Source organism: Nonomuraea endophytica (assembly GCF_014203235.1).
GTDB lineage: Bacteria > Actinomycetota > Actinomycetes > Streptosporangiales > Streptosporangiaceae > Nonomuraea > Nonomuraea endophytica.
Window position 1 is genome coordinate 79609 of sequence record NZ_JACHIN010000007.1, and the last position, 14685, is coordinate 94293.

16 protein-coding genes are annotated in these 14685 nt (G+C 69.4%); 7 read left to right on the forward strand and 9 right to left on the reverse strand.

The window, feature by feature from the left end; genetic code table 11:
- Positions 1 to 3: 3 nt before the first annotated feature.
- Positions 4 to 645 carry an HAD family hydrolase gene (locus HNR40_RS25445; protein ID WP_221340819.1) on the forward strand — a complete coding sequence of 214 codons (642 nt, stop codon included), beginning with the start codon at positions 4 to 6 and terminating at the stop codon, positions 643 to 645.
- Between the two features lie 68 nt (positions 646 to 713).
- Here the strand turns inward: HNR40_RS25445 and HNR40_RS25450 are convergent, their stop codons facing one another.
- Entirely contained in the window at positions 714 to 1070 is a 357-nt protein-coding gene (locus tag HNR40_RS25450) for a hypothetical protein (protein ID WP_184965525.1), read from the reverse strand.
- A gap of 29 nt (positions 1071 to 1099) precedes the next feature.
- A complete protein-coding gene (locus HNR40_RS25455; protein ID WP_184965526.1) occupies positions 1100 to 1648 on the reverse strand; it encodes a DivIVA domain-containing protein in 549 nt (182 codons plus the stop codon).
- 93 nt (positions 1649 to 1741) lie between these two features.
- Between HNR40_RS25455 and HNR40_RS54925 the strand changes: the two genes are divergently transcribed.
- Positions 1742 to 2872, forward strand: coding sequence for an ABC transporter ATP-binding protein (locus tag HNR40_RS54925; RefSeq protein ID WP_184965528.1), 1131 nt, complete (start codon positions 1742 to 1744; stop codon positions 2870 to 2872).
- A complete protein-coding gene (locus tag HNR40_RS25465) occupies positions 2869 to 3540 on the forward strand; it encodes a hypothetical protein (RefSeq protein WP_184965529.1) in 672 nt (223 codons plus the stop codon). The genes HNR40_RS54925 and HNR40_RS25465 overlap by 4 nt, the downstream gene beginning before the upstream one ends.
- 389 nt (positions 3541 to 3929) lie before the next feature.
- On the opposite strand, the gene rlmN is transcribed toward HNR40_RS25465, so the two are convergent.
- Positions 3930 to 5033: a dual-specificity RNA methyltransferase RlmN gene (rlmN, locus tag HNR40_RS25470; protein ID WP_184965530.1), complete on the reverse strand. Its 1104-nt coding sequence runs from the start codon at positions 5031 to 5033 to the stop codon at positions 3930 to 3932.
- A 111-nt stretch (positions 5034 to 5144) separates the two neighbouring features.
- Between rlmN and HNR40_RS25475 the strand changes: the two genes are divergently transcribed.
- Positions 5145 to 6176 carry a suppressor of fused domain protein gene (locus HNR40_RS25475; protein ID WP_184965531.1) on the forward strand — a complete coding sequence of 344 codons (1032 nt, stop codon included), beginning with the start codon at positions 5145 to 5147 and terminating at the stop codon, positions 6174 to 6176.
- On the opposite strand, the gene HNR40_RS25480 is transcribed toward HNR40_RS25475, so the two are convergent.
- The 6 genes from HNR40_RS25480 to HNR40_RS25505 form a co-directional block, all read right to left on the reverse strand.
- Positions 6156 to 6995 carry a phosphatidate cytidylyltransferase gene (locus HNR40_RS25480; protein ID WP_184965532.1) on the reverse strand — a complete coding sequence of 280 codons (840 nt, stop codon included), beginning with the start codon at positions 6993 to 6995 and terminating at the stop codon, positions 6156 to 6158. The two genes, HNR40_RS25475 and HNR40_RS25480, sit on opposite strands and share 21 nt — an antisense overlap.
- Before the next feature lie 94 nt (positions 6996 to 7089).
- Positions 7090 to 7647: a ribosome recycling factor gene (frr, locus tag HNR40_RS25485; RefSeq protein WP_184965533.1), complete on the reverse strand. Its 558-nt coding sequence runs from the start codon at positions 7645 to 7647 to the stop codon at positions 7090 to 7092.
- 84 nt (positions 7648 to 7731) lie between these two features.
- Positions 7732 to 8430: a UMP kinase gene (gene pyrH, locus HNR40_RS25490; protein ID WP_221340821.1), complete on the reverse strand. Its 699-nt coding sequence runs from the start codon at positions 8428 to 8430 to the stop codon at positions 7732 to 7734.
- A gap of 109 nt (positions 8431 to 8539) precedes the next feature.
- On the reverse strand, positions 8540 to 9373 hold the full coding sequence (gene tsf / locus HNR40_RS25495; RefSeq protein ID WP_184965536.1) for a translation elongation factor Ts: 834 nt from the start codon (positions 9371 to 9373) through the stop codon (positions 8540 to 8542).
- Between the two features lie 265 nt (positions 9374 to 9638).
- Positions 9639 to 10643, reverse strand: coding sequence for a 30S ribosomal protein S2 (rpsB, locus tag HNR40_RS25500; RefSeq protein ID WP_184965538.1), 1005 nt, complete (start codon positions 10641 to 10643; stop codon positions 9639 to 9641).
- Positions 10644 to 10848: 205 nt separating this feature from the next.
- Complete coding sequence (locus HNR40_RS25505) at positions 10849 to 11448, reverse strand: ArsR/SmtB family transcription factor (RefSeq protein ID WP_184965540.1); 600 nt, start codon at positions 11446 to 11448, stop codon at positions 10849 to 10851.
- 103 nt (positions 11449 to 11551) lie between these two features.
- On the opposite strand from HNR40_RS25505, the gene HNR40_RS25510 reads away from it, so the two are divergent.
- The 3 genes from HNR40_RS25510 to HNR40_RS25520 all read left to right on the forward strand — a co-directional run bounded on the left by HNR40_RS25510 (position 11552) and on the right by HNR40_RS25520 (position 14519).
- Positions 11552 to 12943, forward strand: a complete 1392-nt coding sequence (locus HNR40_RS25510; RefSeq protein ID WP_184965542.1) for an MFS transporter — start codon at positions 11552 to 11554, stop codon at positions 12941 to 12943.
- Positions 12944 to 13091: 148 nt separating this feature from the next.
- Positions 13092 to 13556 (forward strand): murein hydrolase activator EnvC family protein, encoded by a 465-nt coding sequence (locus tag HNR40_RS25515; protein ID WP_221340822.1) that lies wholly within the window; start codon positions 13092 to 13094, stop codon positions 13554 to 13556.
- Positions 13557 to 13589: 33 nt separating this feature from the next.
- Positions 13590 to 14519 carry a tyrosine recombinase XerC gene (locus tag HNR40_RS25520; RefSeq protein ID WP_184965546.1) on the forward strand — a complete coding sequence of 310 codons (930 nt, stop codon included), beginning with the start codon at positions 13590 to 13592 and terminating at the stop codon, positions 14517 to 14519.
- The last annotated feature ends 166 nt before the right edge of the window (positions 14520 to 14685 follow it).

The window sequence follows — 14685 nt, forward strand, 5'->3', positions numbered from 1 at the left end:
CTCATGCGATGGGTGACATTCGACTGCTTCGGGACCCTGGTGGACTGGCGTCACGGGATCGCCACCAGCGCCGAACTACTCTTCCCCGGATACGGCGGCCGCCTCCTCGACGCCTACAACCGGCACGAGATGGCCGTCCAGACCGAGACGCCTGCCCTGCTCTACCGCGAGGTGATGGCCGAGACCCTCCGCCGAGCCTGCGCCACCGAGGGCCTTGACCTGGGCGCCGACGACGCCGGCATACTCGCCCGCACCCTCCCCTACTGGCCCGTCTACCCCGAGGTCGGCCCGGAACTGGGCGCGCTGCGCTCGGCCGGATGGCGCTTGGCCCTGCTCACCAACTGCGACCGCGACCTCATCGGGCTGACACAGCGGCGACTGCCCGTACCGTTCGACGCGGTCATCACCGCCGAGGATGCCGGAGGCTACAAGCCATCCCTCGGCCACTTCGAACGCTTCCGTTCCTCACACGAGCCGTCTGAATGGGTGCACGTCGCGCAGGGCTACATCCACGACATGGTCCCCGCCCACGCACTCGGCCTACGCCGCATCTGGATCAACCGCCTAGCCGAAACCCCCGCCGACCCCTCAATCCCCCAAACCACCCAGCCTGACCTCCACGGCCTCCTAACCGCCCTCCAGTAGCACCCACACCACCAGCCCCCGTTATTGGACCCGCTATCGGACGCGCTATTGGGCGCGTGTTGGACCCGCTATTGGGCGCTACTGGCCGCGTTATTGGGCGCACCACCGCACGACCACCGCCACCAGCGCCGCGCCAGCGCTGCATCGGCGCTGACCCAGTAGCGCCGCACCACCACCCCCGCCCGCACCAGCGCCGCCGCACCACCGGCACCGCAGCACCACCAGCACCAGCGCCGCACCGACGCTGATCCAGCAGCGCGCCACCACCACCGATCGCCCCAGCGCCGCATCACCACCGCCCCACCGACGCTGAGCCTGTAGCGCCACACCACCAACGCCCAACCGCCGCCGCAGCACCAGCACCGCAGCACCACCAGCACCAGCGCCGCACCGACGCTGATCCAACTGCGCTGCACCACCAGCACTGTTTCAGTAGTGCTTGATCCGGCGCTGTTCAGTAGCGCTGGTCCAGGACGTCGGCGATGCCCGCGAGGAACGAGTCGACGTCCGCGATCAAATACCCAGGGCGGACCAGCACAGTGGCGAACTTGGCGTCACGCACAGCCTGCCCAGTCAGAGGGTTGTCGGTAGTACCCCGCAACGTAGCCACAATGCGATCCAGAAAAGCGTCGATCTCGTCCTCGTTGTACCCGGTCCCCATCCGTCCCGACCGGAACGCCACCCGCTCGACCCGCGCCGCCTGCGTCTCGAACCACTCCTCGCGCAGCATCTCCCCGGTCGGCTCAGTCATGGCAAGCGGCACCGGCGCCTTCGCCCGCGTCTCCAGCGCCACGACGAACGCCTCCAGCGCGAAATCCACCGCCGTCTCGTTGTAGCCACCGCGCCGAGCACGAAAAGTGGCCCGGCGAACCTCATCGGCGGTCACCGGCACCAGCTCACGCCCGCCCCGTCCAAGCGTGGCCTCGATGCGGCTGATGAGCGAGTCCACGTCGATGGGGTCATAGCCTGAACGCATACCCATGACGCGTGGAAAGCGGTTCAAGCGACGGTCCTCCTGAGATGTGCTGAGGGGGTGTCTACATTGTGGGGCTCTTTATCCGGAGAATGCGACCCACTCCATTACCGTTGGATCACTATGGACCTGTCCAACGTCTCGTTCCGCTACCGGCGGCGCGCCCCCGACGTGATCAGGAACGCGGATACCGTCCTGAACCCCGGCGACGTCATCGAGCTGACCGGCCCGAACGGCGCCGGCAAGTCAACATTGCTGCGCCTGCTGGCAGGCCTGACCCACCCCACAACCGGCAAAATATCCGCCCGCCCAAAGATCGTCGGATACGCCCCCGACCACCTCCCCACGGCCCAGCCCTTCACCGTCTCCGCCTACCTGGACCACATGGCCCGCATCCGAGGCGGCGCCACCTGGCGTCCGTGGGCCGACCGCCTCAACCTCACCCATCTCGTACGGCTCCCGCTCCGCGAACTCTCCAAAGGCAGCGCCCACAAAGTCGCCCTGATCCAAGCAATCATGTGCAACCCAGGCCTGCTCCTCCTGGACGAACCCTTCGCCGGCCTGGACTCCGACACCCGCGAAGCACTACCCGCCATCGTGACCGAACTGGCGTCCCAGGGCACCATCGTGGTAGCAGGCGACCACGAGGCAGGCCTCCACACCCTCCCCTCCCTCCGCCACTGGACCCTGACCGACGGCACCCTAAAAGAACCCTCCCCGCTGCGGCACCCAGCCCCAGCCCCCACACCCGTGGCCACTGCGCCAAGGACCACCCAAGCGATCCCACCCAGCCAACCGCACATCCCCACCCCAAACCACGAAAGAGACCTCGCTCCGGACCAGACACCCGATCCCGCGTCGCACCACGCACCGGGTTCCGACCAGGAGCACGCGCCGGGCCACACGCCTGACCTCGTCCCGGACCACACGCTTGGCCTCGCGCCTGGCCAGACCGCCAATCTCCTCCCGAACCACACGCCGGACTCCGGCCGGGGGCAGGCGTCCGGTCAAGCGGCGGCATCTGACCCGGCGACTTTGTCCGCTCCCGCCGTAGGCCTTGCGCCCCCAATGGGCCTTGCACCCACCGTGGACGTTGGTCATCCGGTGGGATTTGAGCGTCCGGAGGCGTCCGGGCGGGTTGGTGGTTCGGAGGGCGGCGTGGTGGTGGAGGTTCGGGTGCCCGGTGGCGAGGTGGGGGCGTTTCTGGCGCGGATGCGCGCGGAAGGTTACGAGGCCACGGAGGCGGCACAGTGATCGCGTTGACCAGGTTCCGGATATCGGCATATGTCCGGTCGCATCGGGTCTACCAGGCGCTCATCCCGATCCTGGTGATGATGGCGATCATCTATGCCAACCGAGCCCCAGTAGGCTCCGAGGCCGCCGCGCTGGCCGACTCGGCGGTGCTGATCATCCCGGTGCTCGCCTGGTCCACCCGTTCCCTGCTCGACACCGAACCCGACGAGCAACGCGCCATCTCAGCCACGACAACCGGAACCCGCACCCGCGAACTGACCGGCGGCCTCCTGGCGGCCTTGGCGGTGAACACGGTCTTCGCCACCCTGGCCCTGGCCTGCGGCCTGCTGATGGGACTGGAAGCCAGCCCGACAACCGACGTCCTGTTCGCCGTGACAGTCCTGCACGTACTGGCCGTATTGGCCGGACTGACACTGGGCGCACTGACAAGCCGGGTGATCCTGCCCTCCCCAGCCCTGTCCATCATGGCCCTGCTCTTCGGCTACCTGGCCATGCTGCTGATCAGCATCACCCCGGCCTACTGGCTGACGGTCCCGGTCACGGCCTGGCTGAAGGCGGCAGGATCGGGCGCCCTGCCCTCGGACCTCCCGGCCCTGGGCGCCATCTCGCTGGCATGGTGCCTGGCCGGCCTCGCCTGGTACACGTGGCTACGCCGCTCCCGCCCCTGACGAGCCTACGGGCCTACACCCCTTCGCGGGTCGACGGGGCCGTTGCGGCGGGGACCACGTCCGACGTGAGAAGCGATCCCCCCGATCGACGCCAGCGCACGACGGCGGGTGGCGTGGGGGTGGCGGAGCCGTAACGGATGGGCGGCGTGAGAAGAGAGCGGGGCGATAGGGCCGCGACAGGAGAAAGACACAGCGGCGCCGGACGGCGCCGCGACGGCGAGGCCCGGAGAAAGAGACCCGCAGGCCTGCAGAAAGCGATAAATGAGACAGCAGGCCTGGAGATAGAGACGGGCCTGGAGGCAGGGACGGGCCTGGAGGTAGACGACGGGCCTGGAGGTAGACGACGGGCCGGAAGGTAGGGACGGCGCGGACTTGGAATTGGTGGAGGTCTACTCGGCGGCGGCGAGTTGGCCGCAGGCGCCGTCGATTTCGCGGCCGCGGGTGTCGCGGACGGTGACCGGCACGCCGTGGAACTGGAGGCGGCGGACGAAAGCCAGCTCGTCCTCCGGCCGCGAGGCCGTCCACTTGGAGCCCGGCGTCGGGTTGAGCGGGATCAGGTTGACGTGCACCAGTTTGTTCTTGACCAGCTTGCCCAGCAGGTCAGCCCGCCACTCGTGGTCGTTGATGTCCTTGATCAGCGCGTACTCGATCGACACCCGGCGCTTCGTCTTGGCCGCGTACGCCCACGCGGCGTCCAGCACCTCGGCGACCTTCCAGCGTGTGTTGATCGGCACCAGCGTGTCACGCAGTTCGTCGTCGGGCGCGTGCAGCGACAGCGCGAGCGTCACCGGCAGTCCCTCGTCGGCGAGTTTGCCGATCGCCGGGACGAGGCCGACGGTCGAGACCGTCACGCCGCGCGCGGAGATGCCGAGGCCGTCGGGGGCGGGGTCGACCATGCGGCGGACGGCGCCGATGACCTGCTTGTAGTTGGCGAGCGGCTCGCCCATGCCCATGAAGACGACGTTGTTGATCCGGCCTGGGCCGCCGGGCACCTCGCCCGAGGCCATGGTGCGGGCGCCGGCGACGACCTGTTCGACGATCTCCGCGGTGGACATGTTGCGGGTCAGGCCGGCCTGGCCGGTGGCGCAGAAGGGGCAGTTCATGCCGCATCCGGCCTGCGACGACACACAGATCGTGGCGCGGTCGGGGTAGCGCATGAGCACCGACTCGACCAGCGCGCCGTCGAACAGCCGCCACAGCGTCTTGCGGGTGGTGCCCCGGTCGGTGGTGAGCTCGCGGACCGTGCTCAGCAACGGCGGCAGCAACGCCGACAGCTTCTCCCTCGCCGGGGCCGGCAGGTCGGTCATCGCCTCGACGTCGGTGGTCAGGTGCGTGAAGTAGTGGCGCGAGAGCTGGTCGGCGCGGAACGGCTTCTCACCGAGCTCGGCCACGGCGGCGCGGCGCTCGGCCATCGTCAGGTCCGCCAGGTGCCGCGCGGGCTTGGCCCGGCGGGGCGCTACGAAGGTGAGCTGACCTGGCTGCTGGGACGACACGTTCCTGCCTCATCTCGACGGTTACCGACCAGGGTAGTGAACGTCTCGCCCGCGTTTGTCATTCCTACGGCCTCTCGCCTGTGATCGGGCGGCGATCTACAGTCATCTCGTATGGCGATTTATCGGGCGGGTGAGCAGCCGGGTGAGCACACCCAGGCCGAGGTCGTCCTCGTTGCCGGCAACCCGTATGGGAGCCGCACGCTGGTGATCGAGCGGGACGAGGACGCCTCGGTCGCTTACCTGTGCGCGCCGGATGGCACGGTCCACGGCGCCGTCTGGCTGGCCAACCACCGCAAAGCGCCCGGCGCGGTCGACCTGAGCCGCATCAACGCGGGCCTGCCGCCCGTCATGCCCCACGCCAACACCGTCCACCCCGGCGGCCGCCGCCCGCTCGGCCAGCTCAGCGCGCTGTGGTTCGAGGAGGGGGACGGCGTCGCCGTCTACGAGAACGACGACCTGCTGGCCGTCATCCCCGGCTGGGCCGACATGTCCAGGGGCATGCCCGGGTACGCCCGCGACGCCATAGGCGAGACCCCGTTCGCCTGGTCGCTGCCGGAGGCGCTCGAAGGACTCCTGCCCCGCATCTCCAACGCTCGCTCCTACTGGCGCTGGCGGCACCGCGAGGGCTCGTGGCCGGCGTTCCAGCAGTTCGTGATGGGCCACCTCGACCGCACCCTCGGCCCGGCCGGCCGCTACTGGGACGCCAGCGGCGAGCGCCTGCCCACGGTCGGCATCACCGAGCGGCCCCCGTTCGGCGAGCGCGAGTTCACCGTGCTGTCCACGGTCGGGATGAGCTGCCAGCGCATGCCGACGGTCGAGCAGTGGATCGACCGGCCGCGCGCGTACTCGCGGATCGAGCTGGCCGTCGCCACCCGCCAGGACCCTCGGGAGGTGGCGCTGGTGCTGGTCTGGCTGGCGCAGTATCCGTGGCATTCGGTCACCTGGCTCGGGCACGGGCACACCGCGCAGTGGTATCACGACCCGTCCACGTTCCCGCTCGGGGCCGACTATTCGGGCGTGCTCATGCTGGCCGACCCGCCGGACTTCCCGGACATGTCGGGGTTCGCGTTCGGAGGTGAGGCCGTCCGGTGGTTGTGGCTCGTGCCCGTCACCACCGCGGCGTTAGAAGAACAGCGCCAGTAGCAGCCAGATCGGCACCAGCGTCGTGACCAGCGAGTCGAGCCGGTCCATGAGCCCGCCGTGGCCGGGCAGGATCGTGCCGAGGTCCTTGATGCCGAGATCACGCTTGATCATCGACTCGATCAGGTCGCCGATCGTGGCCAGCGCCGCGGCCAGCACGCCGATCAGCGCGCCCTGCCAGAACTCGCCCTCCATGCGCCAGATGACCAGCCACGCCCCGACGCCCACACAGGCGAGCACCGATCCGGCGAAACCCTCCCAGGTCTTCTTCGGGCTGATGATCGACATCTTGTGCCGGCCGAACAGCACTCCGGCGAAATATCCGCCGATGTCGCTGGCCACGGTCACCGCGATGAAGATCAGCACCCGGTCCGCGCCGTCCTGAGGCGACAGCAGCAGCCCGATGAACCCCGCCAGCAACGCCGGATAGACCAGGGTGAAGACCGAGGCGGTGGCATCACGCACATAACCGTCGGTGCCCGAGCTGAACATCCGCCAGATCAGCATCACGAACACGAACACCGCGAACGTGCCCACCAGCGAGACCGCGCCACCCCAGTACGCCCCGGCCAGCATGCCCGCCGTGCCCACCAGCGCCGGCGCCAGCGGCACCACGATGCCCCGCGTGCCGAACGCCTTGACCAGCTCCATCACACCGACGCCCACCGCCGCCACGACCACGAGGAGGAAGATCTCCTTGATGGTGTAGATCGAGACGATGACCGACGCGCCCAGCGCGGCACCGACCGCGATCGCCGCGGGCAGGTTCCTTCCGGTACGGCTGCCGCCGCTCGGGCTGGTGCCAGCCGTACTTTCTTCCACAGACTCTCCCAAGCCGGGATTTCTTGCCGATCACCCTGGAATGCCCCCAGCCCCGCGCGGGGGATGGGGGCACCACGGCTTGCCGTACTGGAGCCTAGACCTCGAGCAGCTCGGTTTCCTTGTGCTTGAGCAGCTCGTCGATCTTGGCGACGTGCTTCTGGGTGATGTCGTCGAGCTCCTTCTCGGCGCGGCGCACCTCGTCCTCGCCCGCGTCGCCATCCTTGATCATCTTGTCAAGGGTTTCCTTGGCGGAGCGGCGGATGTTGCGCACCGACACCTTGGCGTGCTCGCCCTTGCCGCGCGCGACCTTGATGTACTCCTTGCGGCGCTCCTCCGACAGCTCGGGGAAGTTGACGCGGATCACCTGGCCGTCGTTGCTCGGGTTGACGCCCAGGTCGGAGTCGCGGATCGCCTTCTCGATCGCGGCCATCGAACCCTTGTCGAAGGGCTGGAGGATGACCATGCGGGCCTCGGGCACGTGGAACGAGGCCAGCTGCTGGATCGGAGTCGGCGAACCGTAGTAGTCGGCGTTGATCTTGTTGAACATCGACGGCGTGACTCGGCCCGTGCGGATACTCGCGAAGTCCTCCTTCGCGACCGAGACAGCCTTGTCCATCTTTTCCTCGGCTTCGAGGAGGGTTTCGTCGATCACAGCGGCTCCCTGCTGTTTTGGTCGCCCGTCCGTAGGGTGGGCTCCCTGCTGCCTTGGTCGCCCGTCCGTAGAGTGGGCTCCCGTCTACTTGCCTGCCGGACTCACCAGCGTGCCGATCTTCTCACCGCGGACCGCCCGCAGGATGTTGCCCTCACCCATCAGGTCGAAGACCACGATGGGCAGGTCGTTCTCCTTGCACAGGCTGATCGCGGTCTGGTCCATGACCATCAGATCGCGGACCAGGACCTCTGCGTAGTCCAGGTGGTCGAACCGCACGGCGTCCGGGTTCTTCCGCGGGTCGGAGTCGTAGACCCCGTCCACCTGCGTGCCCTTCAGCAGCGCCTCGGCGCCGATCTCCAGCGCGCGCTGCGCCGCGCACGTGTCGGTGGAGAAGTACGGGGTGCCGAGCCCGGCGCCGAAGATGACCACGCGGCCCTTCTCCAGGTGCCTGATCGCGCGGCGCGGCAGGAACGGCTCCGCCACCTGCTGCATCGTGATCGCGGTCTGCACGCGGGTCTCGACGCCGCGCTTCTCCAGGAAGTCCTGCAGGGCGAGGCAGTTGATGACCGTGCCGAGCATGCCCATGTAATCGGCGCGGGCACGGTCCATTCCACCCTGCGACAGGGTGACGCCGCGGAACATGTTTCCGCCGCCGACAACCACGGCGACCTGCACGCCCTCGCGCACCGCCTCGGCGATCGAGTCGGCCAGATGGCCGACGACGACCGGGTCGATGCCCATCTCCTCGCCGCCGGCGAACGCCTCGCCCGACAGCTTCAGCATGACCCTTCTATACGAAGAAGCCGCCGACGTAGCTGGCTCCTGGTTCTCCTGCACGGCGGCGGCCTCCTCGGTAGGTGGTTCTGATGTGGGGCTGAGGGCTTGACTAAGCCTAAGCCTGACCCACCTTGAAGCGAACGAAGGCGAGCACCTCGACGCCGTTCTCACTGGCGTACTTGGCGATGGTCTTCTTGTTGTCCTTCACGAACGCCTGCTGCAGCAGCGTGAAGTCCTTGTACCAGCCGTTGACGCGACCGTCGACGATCTTGGAGATCGCGGCCTCGGGCTTGCCCTCGTCGCGCGTCATCTCCTCGAAGAGCGCGCGCTCCTTCTCGATGACGTCGGCGGGGACGTCCTCGGCCTTGAGGTACTTCGGCGCCATCGCCGCGGCGTGCTGGGCGATGTCCTTGGCGACCTCGGCGTTGGACTTGTCGAGCTGCACGAGCACGCCGACCGCCGGCGGGAGCTGCGGGTCGGTCTTGTGCATGTACGCGCCGATGTAACCGCCCTCGAGCACCGCGAAGCGGCGGATCTCGATCTTCTCGCCGAGCGCGACGTTGGCGTCGTCAAGGTGGTTCTGGACGCTCTTGCCGTTGTACTCGGAGGTGAGCAGCGCCGGCACGTCGGCCGGGCGGGTGGCCAGGATGTGGTCGACGACCTCGGCCGCGAGCTCCTGGAAGCGCTCGGCCTTGGCCACGAAGTCGGTCTCGCAGTTGAGCTCGAGCAGCGCCGCGGCGCTGTCGCCGTCCTGCTTGAGCGCGACCAGGCCGTTGGAGGCGGTGCGCGACTCGCGCTTGCCGACGTCCTTGGCGCCCTTGAGGCGCAGGATCTCAACGGCGCGGTCGAAGTCGCCCTCGGCCTCCTCGAGCGCCTTCTTGCAGTCCATCATGCCGGCGGCGGTGAGCTCGCGAAGCCGCTTGACGTCGGCCATGTTCACGGAAGCCATTGCTTTTTCCTCGTGGGATCTTCGTCGTGGATCGGGTGGGCGCCGGGATCCGGCCACCCACCCTTTCAAGCCTTCTGTGCCGGTACGGCTGTCGCCGCCGGCTGGTCGGCACGACCCGCGGGAGCCGTACCAGGAGCCTTGGATCTTTCCTTGCGCGCGGACCTTCGGCGCCGCTCGCGCGGGCCGGGACCGCGTTCGCGGGCCCGCTGCGCCCGGCGGCCCCGAGTCGGGGTCGTCAGGCGGCGGGCCCGCTCGTGCGGGACCTTCAGGCCTTCTCGGTCTCGTCCTCGGCGCCGGCCTCGGCCTCGGCGGGGGCGGCCTCGGCCTCGGCGACGACCTCAGCCTCGTCCTCGGCCACAGCCTCGGCGGCGACGTCGGCGTCCTCGACGGCGACCTCGTCGGCGGCCGCGGGGGCCACCTCGTCGGCGACGGCGGGAGCCTCGGCGGCGGCCTCAGGAGCGGCCTCGGTGACAGCCTCGGTGGTGGCCTCGGCGGCGGCGCCCTGCTCGATGAGCTCGCGCTCCCACTCGGCCAGCGGCTCGGCGGCGGCCGGCTTCTCGTCGCCGCGGGCGGCGCCGGAGCGGGCCATCAGACCGGCGGCGACACCGTCGGCGACGACGCGGGTCAGCAGGCCGACGGCGCGGATGGCGTCGTCGTTGCCCGGGATCGGGTAGTCGACCTCGTCGGGGTCGCAGTTGGTGTCGAGGATCGCGACGACCGGGATGCCGAGCTTCTTGGCCTCCGAGATCGCGATGTGCTCCTTCTTGGTGTCGACGATCCACACCGCGCTGGGCACGCGGCCCATGTCACGGATACCGCCGAGCGTGCGCTCCAGCTTCTCCTTCTCGCGGCGGCGCATGAGGAGCTCCTTCTTGGTGAGCCCCGACGCGGCGACGTTGTCGAAGTCGAGCTCCTCGAGCTCCTTCAGACGCTGAAGCCTCTTGTGCACGGTGGAGAAGTTGGTGAGCATGCCGCCCAGCCAGCGCTGGTTGACGTACGGCATGCCGACGCGGGCGGCCTGCTCGGCGATGGCCTCCTGGGCCTGCTTCTTGGTGCCGATGAACAGAACCGTGCCGCCGTGGGCGACGGTCTCCTTGACGAAGTCGTAGGCGCGGTCGATGAACGCCAGCGACTTCTGCAGGTCGATGATGTAGATGCCGTTGCGCTCGGTGAAGATGAAGCGCTTCATCTTCGGGTTCCACCGACGAGTCTGGTGTCCGAAGTGAACGCCGCTTTCGAGCAGCTGTCGCATGGTGACGACGGGGGCCATGTGCTGGTCCTCCAGGTCGGCGCGCCGTGAGGCGCGATTCTCGGTTGTGTCGCGGCAGTCGGGCACTGCCGCCCTGATGCCCCTGAGCCGTTCCTGCCGGAACCTTGCGGTCCGGACCGAGGGATCGGCTCGCGATGAGGCATGCGAAGTCGGCCCGTCAGTGACAGGCCACCGGAAAGTCTACCTCCCGCGCTGACCTCACGGGTCAGACGGCGTCGTGGTCCTCCGTGGGCAGTCCGGGCACCGGACGCTCGGGGCGCAGGTAGATGGAGTACTGCACGACCACGGTACGCGCGTCGTCCGGCGCGTCCTCCCGCGACCCGGCGTAATAGGGCGCCAGAAGCGCGTCCATCTGCTCGCCCAGGCGGCGCATCTCCTCCGGCCCGATCTGGAGGAACTTCCGCCGCCAGGTCGACCCCGCCCGCCACTCCTCCGGCTCGCGGTCCACCTGGCCCATCGACCGCTTCAGGTCGGCGTGGGCCTCGTCGTAGACGGTGTGGATCAGTAGTTCCTTGGCGGCGCGCAGTTCGGGCGCATCGCCGGGTTCGGTGGACACGCTCAGCCCGCGGCCTGTCGAGCGCCACACGCGCTCCCTGCCGTCGGCGCGGGGCGGCGCGTCCTCCACAAAGCCGTATTTCGCCAGCATGCGCAGGTGATAGCTGGCCGCGCTCGGGGTGACTCCGGCGAACTCCGCGATCTCGGTGGCCGTCGAGGGGCCCTCGACCTGCAGCCGGTTCAGCATCTCCAGGCGGGCGGGGTGGGCCAGCGCGCGCATCACCTTGGGGTCACTGAGCACGTCGGTCATGTGCAAACCGTACCCGGATCAGATCTGAAGGATTGCTTTCAGAGTTATGAAGGATTATCTTCATAGTTGTGAAGGGTTTCCTTCACAGTCTTTGGAGGAGCTCATGACCGTCCCCTTGCGCCGGCGACCCGACTACCGCCTTCTCTGGGCCTCCCGGACGATCTCGGTCGCCGGGACGGAGGTGTCCAAGCTGGCGGTACCCCTCACCGGCATCACGCTGCTCGCCGCCAGCCCGTCGCAGATGGGCCTGCTCACGGCCGCCGCCTTCGCGCCGGCTCTGCTGTTCGGGCTGCAGGCCGGGGCCGTCTCCGACCGCCTGCGCAGGCACCGGCCGCTGATGATCGGCTGCGAGCTGGTCGCGGCGGTCGCGGCGCTGGCCGTACCCGCCGCTTGGCTGCTCGGGGTGCTGAGCGTGCCGCTGCTGGTGGCCGTCGCGTTCGTCATCGGCAGCGCCGGGGTCGTCTTCCGCGCCGCCAACTTCCCCCACCTGGCCACCGTCGTACCCGCCGGCCAGCGCACCGAGGCCATGGCCGGCCTGCAGGCGTCGTACTCGGTCGCCTCCGTGGCCGGACCCGGGCTCGGCGGGTTGCTGGTGCAGGTGCTGACGGCGCCGCTCGCCGTACTGGTGGAGGGGGTGTCGTTCCTGCTGTCCGCCCTGCTGATGGGCCGCATCCGCACCCCCGAGTCCCACACTCCGGCGGCCTCGCGCGGCATGCTGCGCGACGTCGGCGAGGGCCTGCGCGCCTGCCTCTCGAACCCCTCACTGCGCGCCCTGCTGGGGGCCGGCGTGACCATCAACTTCTTCGCCATGGCCTACACGGCCGTCTACATGCTCTACATGATCAACGTCCTGGCCATCCCCAAGGGCCTGATCGGCGTGCTGGTGGCGCTGTCCGGGGCCGGAGGGCTGCTCGGGGCCTGGCTGACCGCTCGCCTTAACCGGCGTACCGGGACGAACCGGCTGCTCAAGTGGTCCGTGGTGCTGTTCCCCGTCGATTTCCTGACCGTTGGGCTGATCGGTGGGCCGATGTGGTGGAAGGTCCTCGCCATGTCCGTCAGCTCGGTGGCCACCGGGATGCTGGTCGTCACCTTCGCCACCTGCATGGGGGCGGTGCAGCTGCGTGAAGCCCCGGCTGAGCTGCGGGGACGGGTCAACGCCACGTTCACGTTCGCGGTGCAGGGAGTGCTGGCGGTGGGCGGGCTCGTGGGTGGCCTGCTGGGCGAGGTGGTGGGGCTGCGGGCGGTCATCCTGGTGTGCGCCGCGGGGATCGCGCTGAGCGCCATCTGGATCTGGGCCTCGCCGTTGCGGAGGTCCGAGCTGGACCCCACTCCGCCGCGATCTCGGGAGGTCGTGGAGCCGCTGCGGGCGTCCATGTGGCCGCGCCCTTCTTCTGGGTACGGCCGGCGTGACCATGTGCCGCCTGGACGGGTTGACCAGACCATGGGACCGGCCATCTACGAACTCACCCTGGTCAAGATGCGCTCACTGATGTAACCCACTTGCTCGGTCCGGGATGTTTCTGTCCACCGGCCCGGTTCCGTTCGGGGTCTTTCTGTCCACAGGCCCGCTGACCGGAGGGGTTCGTCCACAGAACCCCGTTCACCTCCTCGGCGGCCCGGGCCGCTCCCCCATCCTGTCCGCCATGATTCGCGCCTCCCTCGCCCTCCTCCTGGCCCTCGCCCCCTCCCCAGAGGCGGTGACCTGGCAGTGGCCGCTGACCGACCACGGAGTGGTACGCCGCTTCCTCCCACCCCCGGCCCCATGGCTGTCCGGCCACCGGGGCGTCGACCTGCGGGCCAGCCCGGGCACCGCCGTACACGCCGCAGGCCCGGGCACCATCGGCTACGCGGACCAGCTGGCCGGCCGGGGCGTGGTCACCGTCCACCATCCCAACGGCCTGCGCACCACGTACCTCCCCGTCCTCCCGTCGGTGCGCAGAGGCCAGCACGTGACCACAGGCACCCCGCTAGGCACACTCCAGAGCCTCAATCCACCCCACTGCCCGCAGCACTGCCTCCACTGGGGCCTCCTGCGCGAACGCCGCTACCTGGACCCCCTCCTCCTGACCGGCGCCGGCTTGGTCCGCCTCCTCCCGCACTGGCCATGAGCGAAGAGGCTCAGATCGGGGCAGAGTAAGACCATGCCGACCGGAGCACCCAGCCAGCCCGACGACGAGGCGGCGGAGATCATCACCGCGTTCGAACGCCACCTCAGGCTGGAGCGCGACCTGTCCCCCCACACCATCCGCGCCTACGTCTCGGACGTGACCTCGCTCCTGCACCACCTGAGAGACCAGGGCACCGGCGAGACCTGGCTGACCGGCCTGGACATAGCCACGCTCCGGCACTGGCTGGCCGCCCAGCACGCCGGAGGGCTGTCCCGGGCGACGCTGGCCCGCCGTACCGCGTGTGCCAGGACTTTCACCGCGTTCTGCCACCGCCAGGGCCGGATCCCCACTGACCCGGGCCTCCTGCTGGGCAGCGCCAAGGCGCCAAGAACGCTGCCCGCCGTACTGGATCAGCCCCAGGCCCAGGCCGCCCTGACCCCAACAGAGGACACAACCCCCAAGGCCCTCCGCGACCAGGCGATCCTCGAACTCCTCTACGCGACCGGCATCCGCGTAAGCGAACTGTGCTCCCTCGACGTGGGCGACATGGACCGCACCCGCCACGTGATCCGCGTAGTAGGCAAAGGCCGCAAAGAACGCACCGTCCCCTTCGGCCTCCCCGCCCTACGAGCCGTCGACCTGTGGTGCGTCAACGCCCGCCCCCTCTGGAGCACCCCCAAGTCCGCCGACGCCCTCTTCCTGGGCACCAGAGGCGGCCGCATCGACCCCGGCACCGTCCGCCGCATCGTCCACACCCGCCTGCGCCAGGTAGAGGGCGCCCCGGACCTGAGCCCCCACGGCCTACGCCACAGCGCCGCCACCCACCTCCTGGAAGGCGGCGCCGACCTGCGCAGCGTCCAAGAACTCCTGGGCCACTCCTCCCTGAACACCACCCAGATCTACACCCACGTCTCCATAGACCGCCTCCGAGCCGCCTACCGCCAAGCCCACCCCCGCGCCTAACCCAAGCGGCCAGGACCCGGAAACCCTCATAACCCCACCCCGCCCAGGGGCCAGTTCGCGCTGCCCGCACCCCCGCACCCCCGCACCCCCGCACCCCCGCACCCCCGCACCCCCGCACCCCCGCACCCCCGCACCCCCGCACCCCCGCACCCCCGCACCCCCGCAC

Excerpts from the sequence above, each read along its gene's own strand:
- HNR40_RS25445 (WP_221340819.1), top strand. The coding sequence starts at position 4 with ATGCGATGGGTGACATTCGACTGCTTCGGGACCCTGGTGGACTGGCGT.
- HNR40_RS54925 (WP_184965528.1), top strand. The coding sequence starts at position 1,742 with ATGGACCTGTCCAACGTCTCGTTCCGCTACCGGCGGCGCGCCCCCGAC.
- HNR40_RS25475 (WP_184965531.1), top strand. The coding sequence starts at position 5,145 with ATGGCGATTTATCGGGCGGGTGAGCAGCCGGGTGAGCACACCCAGGCC.
- pyrH (WP_221340821.1), bottom strand. The coding sequence starts at position 8,430 with ATGCTGAAGCTGTCGGGCGAGGCGTTCGCCGGCGGCGAGGAGATGGGC.
- tsf (WP_184965536.1), bottom strand. The coding sequence starts at position 9,373 with ATGGCTTCCGTGAACATGGCCGACGTCAAGCGGCTTCGCGAGCTCACC.
- rpsB (WP_184965538.1), bottom strand. The coding sequence starts at position 10,643 with ATGGCCCCCGTCGTCACCATGCGACAGCTGCTCGAAAGCGGCGTTCAC.
- HNR40_RS25505 (WP_184965540.1), bottom strand. The coding sequence starts at position 11,448 with ATGACCGACGTGCTCAGTGACCCCAAGGTGATGCGCGCGCTGGCCCAC.
- HNR40_RS25510 (WP_184965542.1), top strand. The coding sequence starts at position 11,552 with ATGACCGTCCCCTTGCGCCGGCGACCCGACTACCGCCTTCTCTGGGCC.
- HNR40_RS25515 (WP_221340822.1), top strand. The coding sequence starts at position 13,092 with ATGATTCGCGCCTCCCTCGCCCTCCTCCTGGCCCTCGCCCCCTCCCCA.
- HNR40_RS25520 (WP_184965546.1), top strand. The coding sequence starts at position 13,590 with ATGCCGACCGGAGCACCCAGCCAGCCCGACGACGAGGCGGCGGAGATC.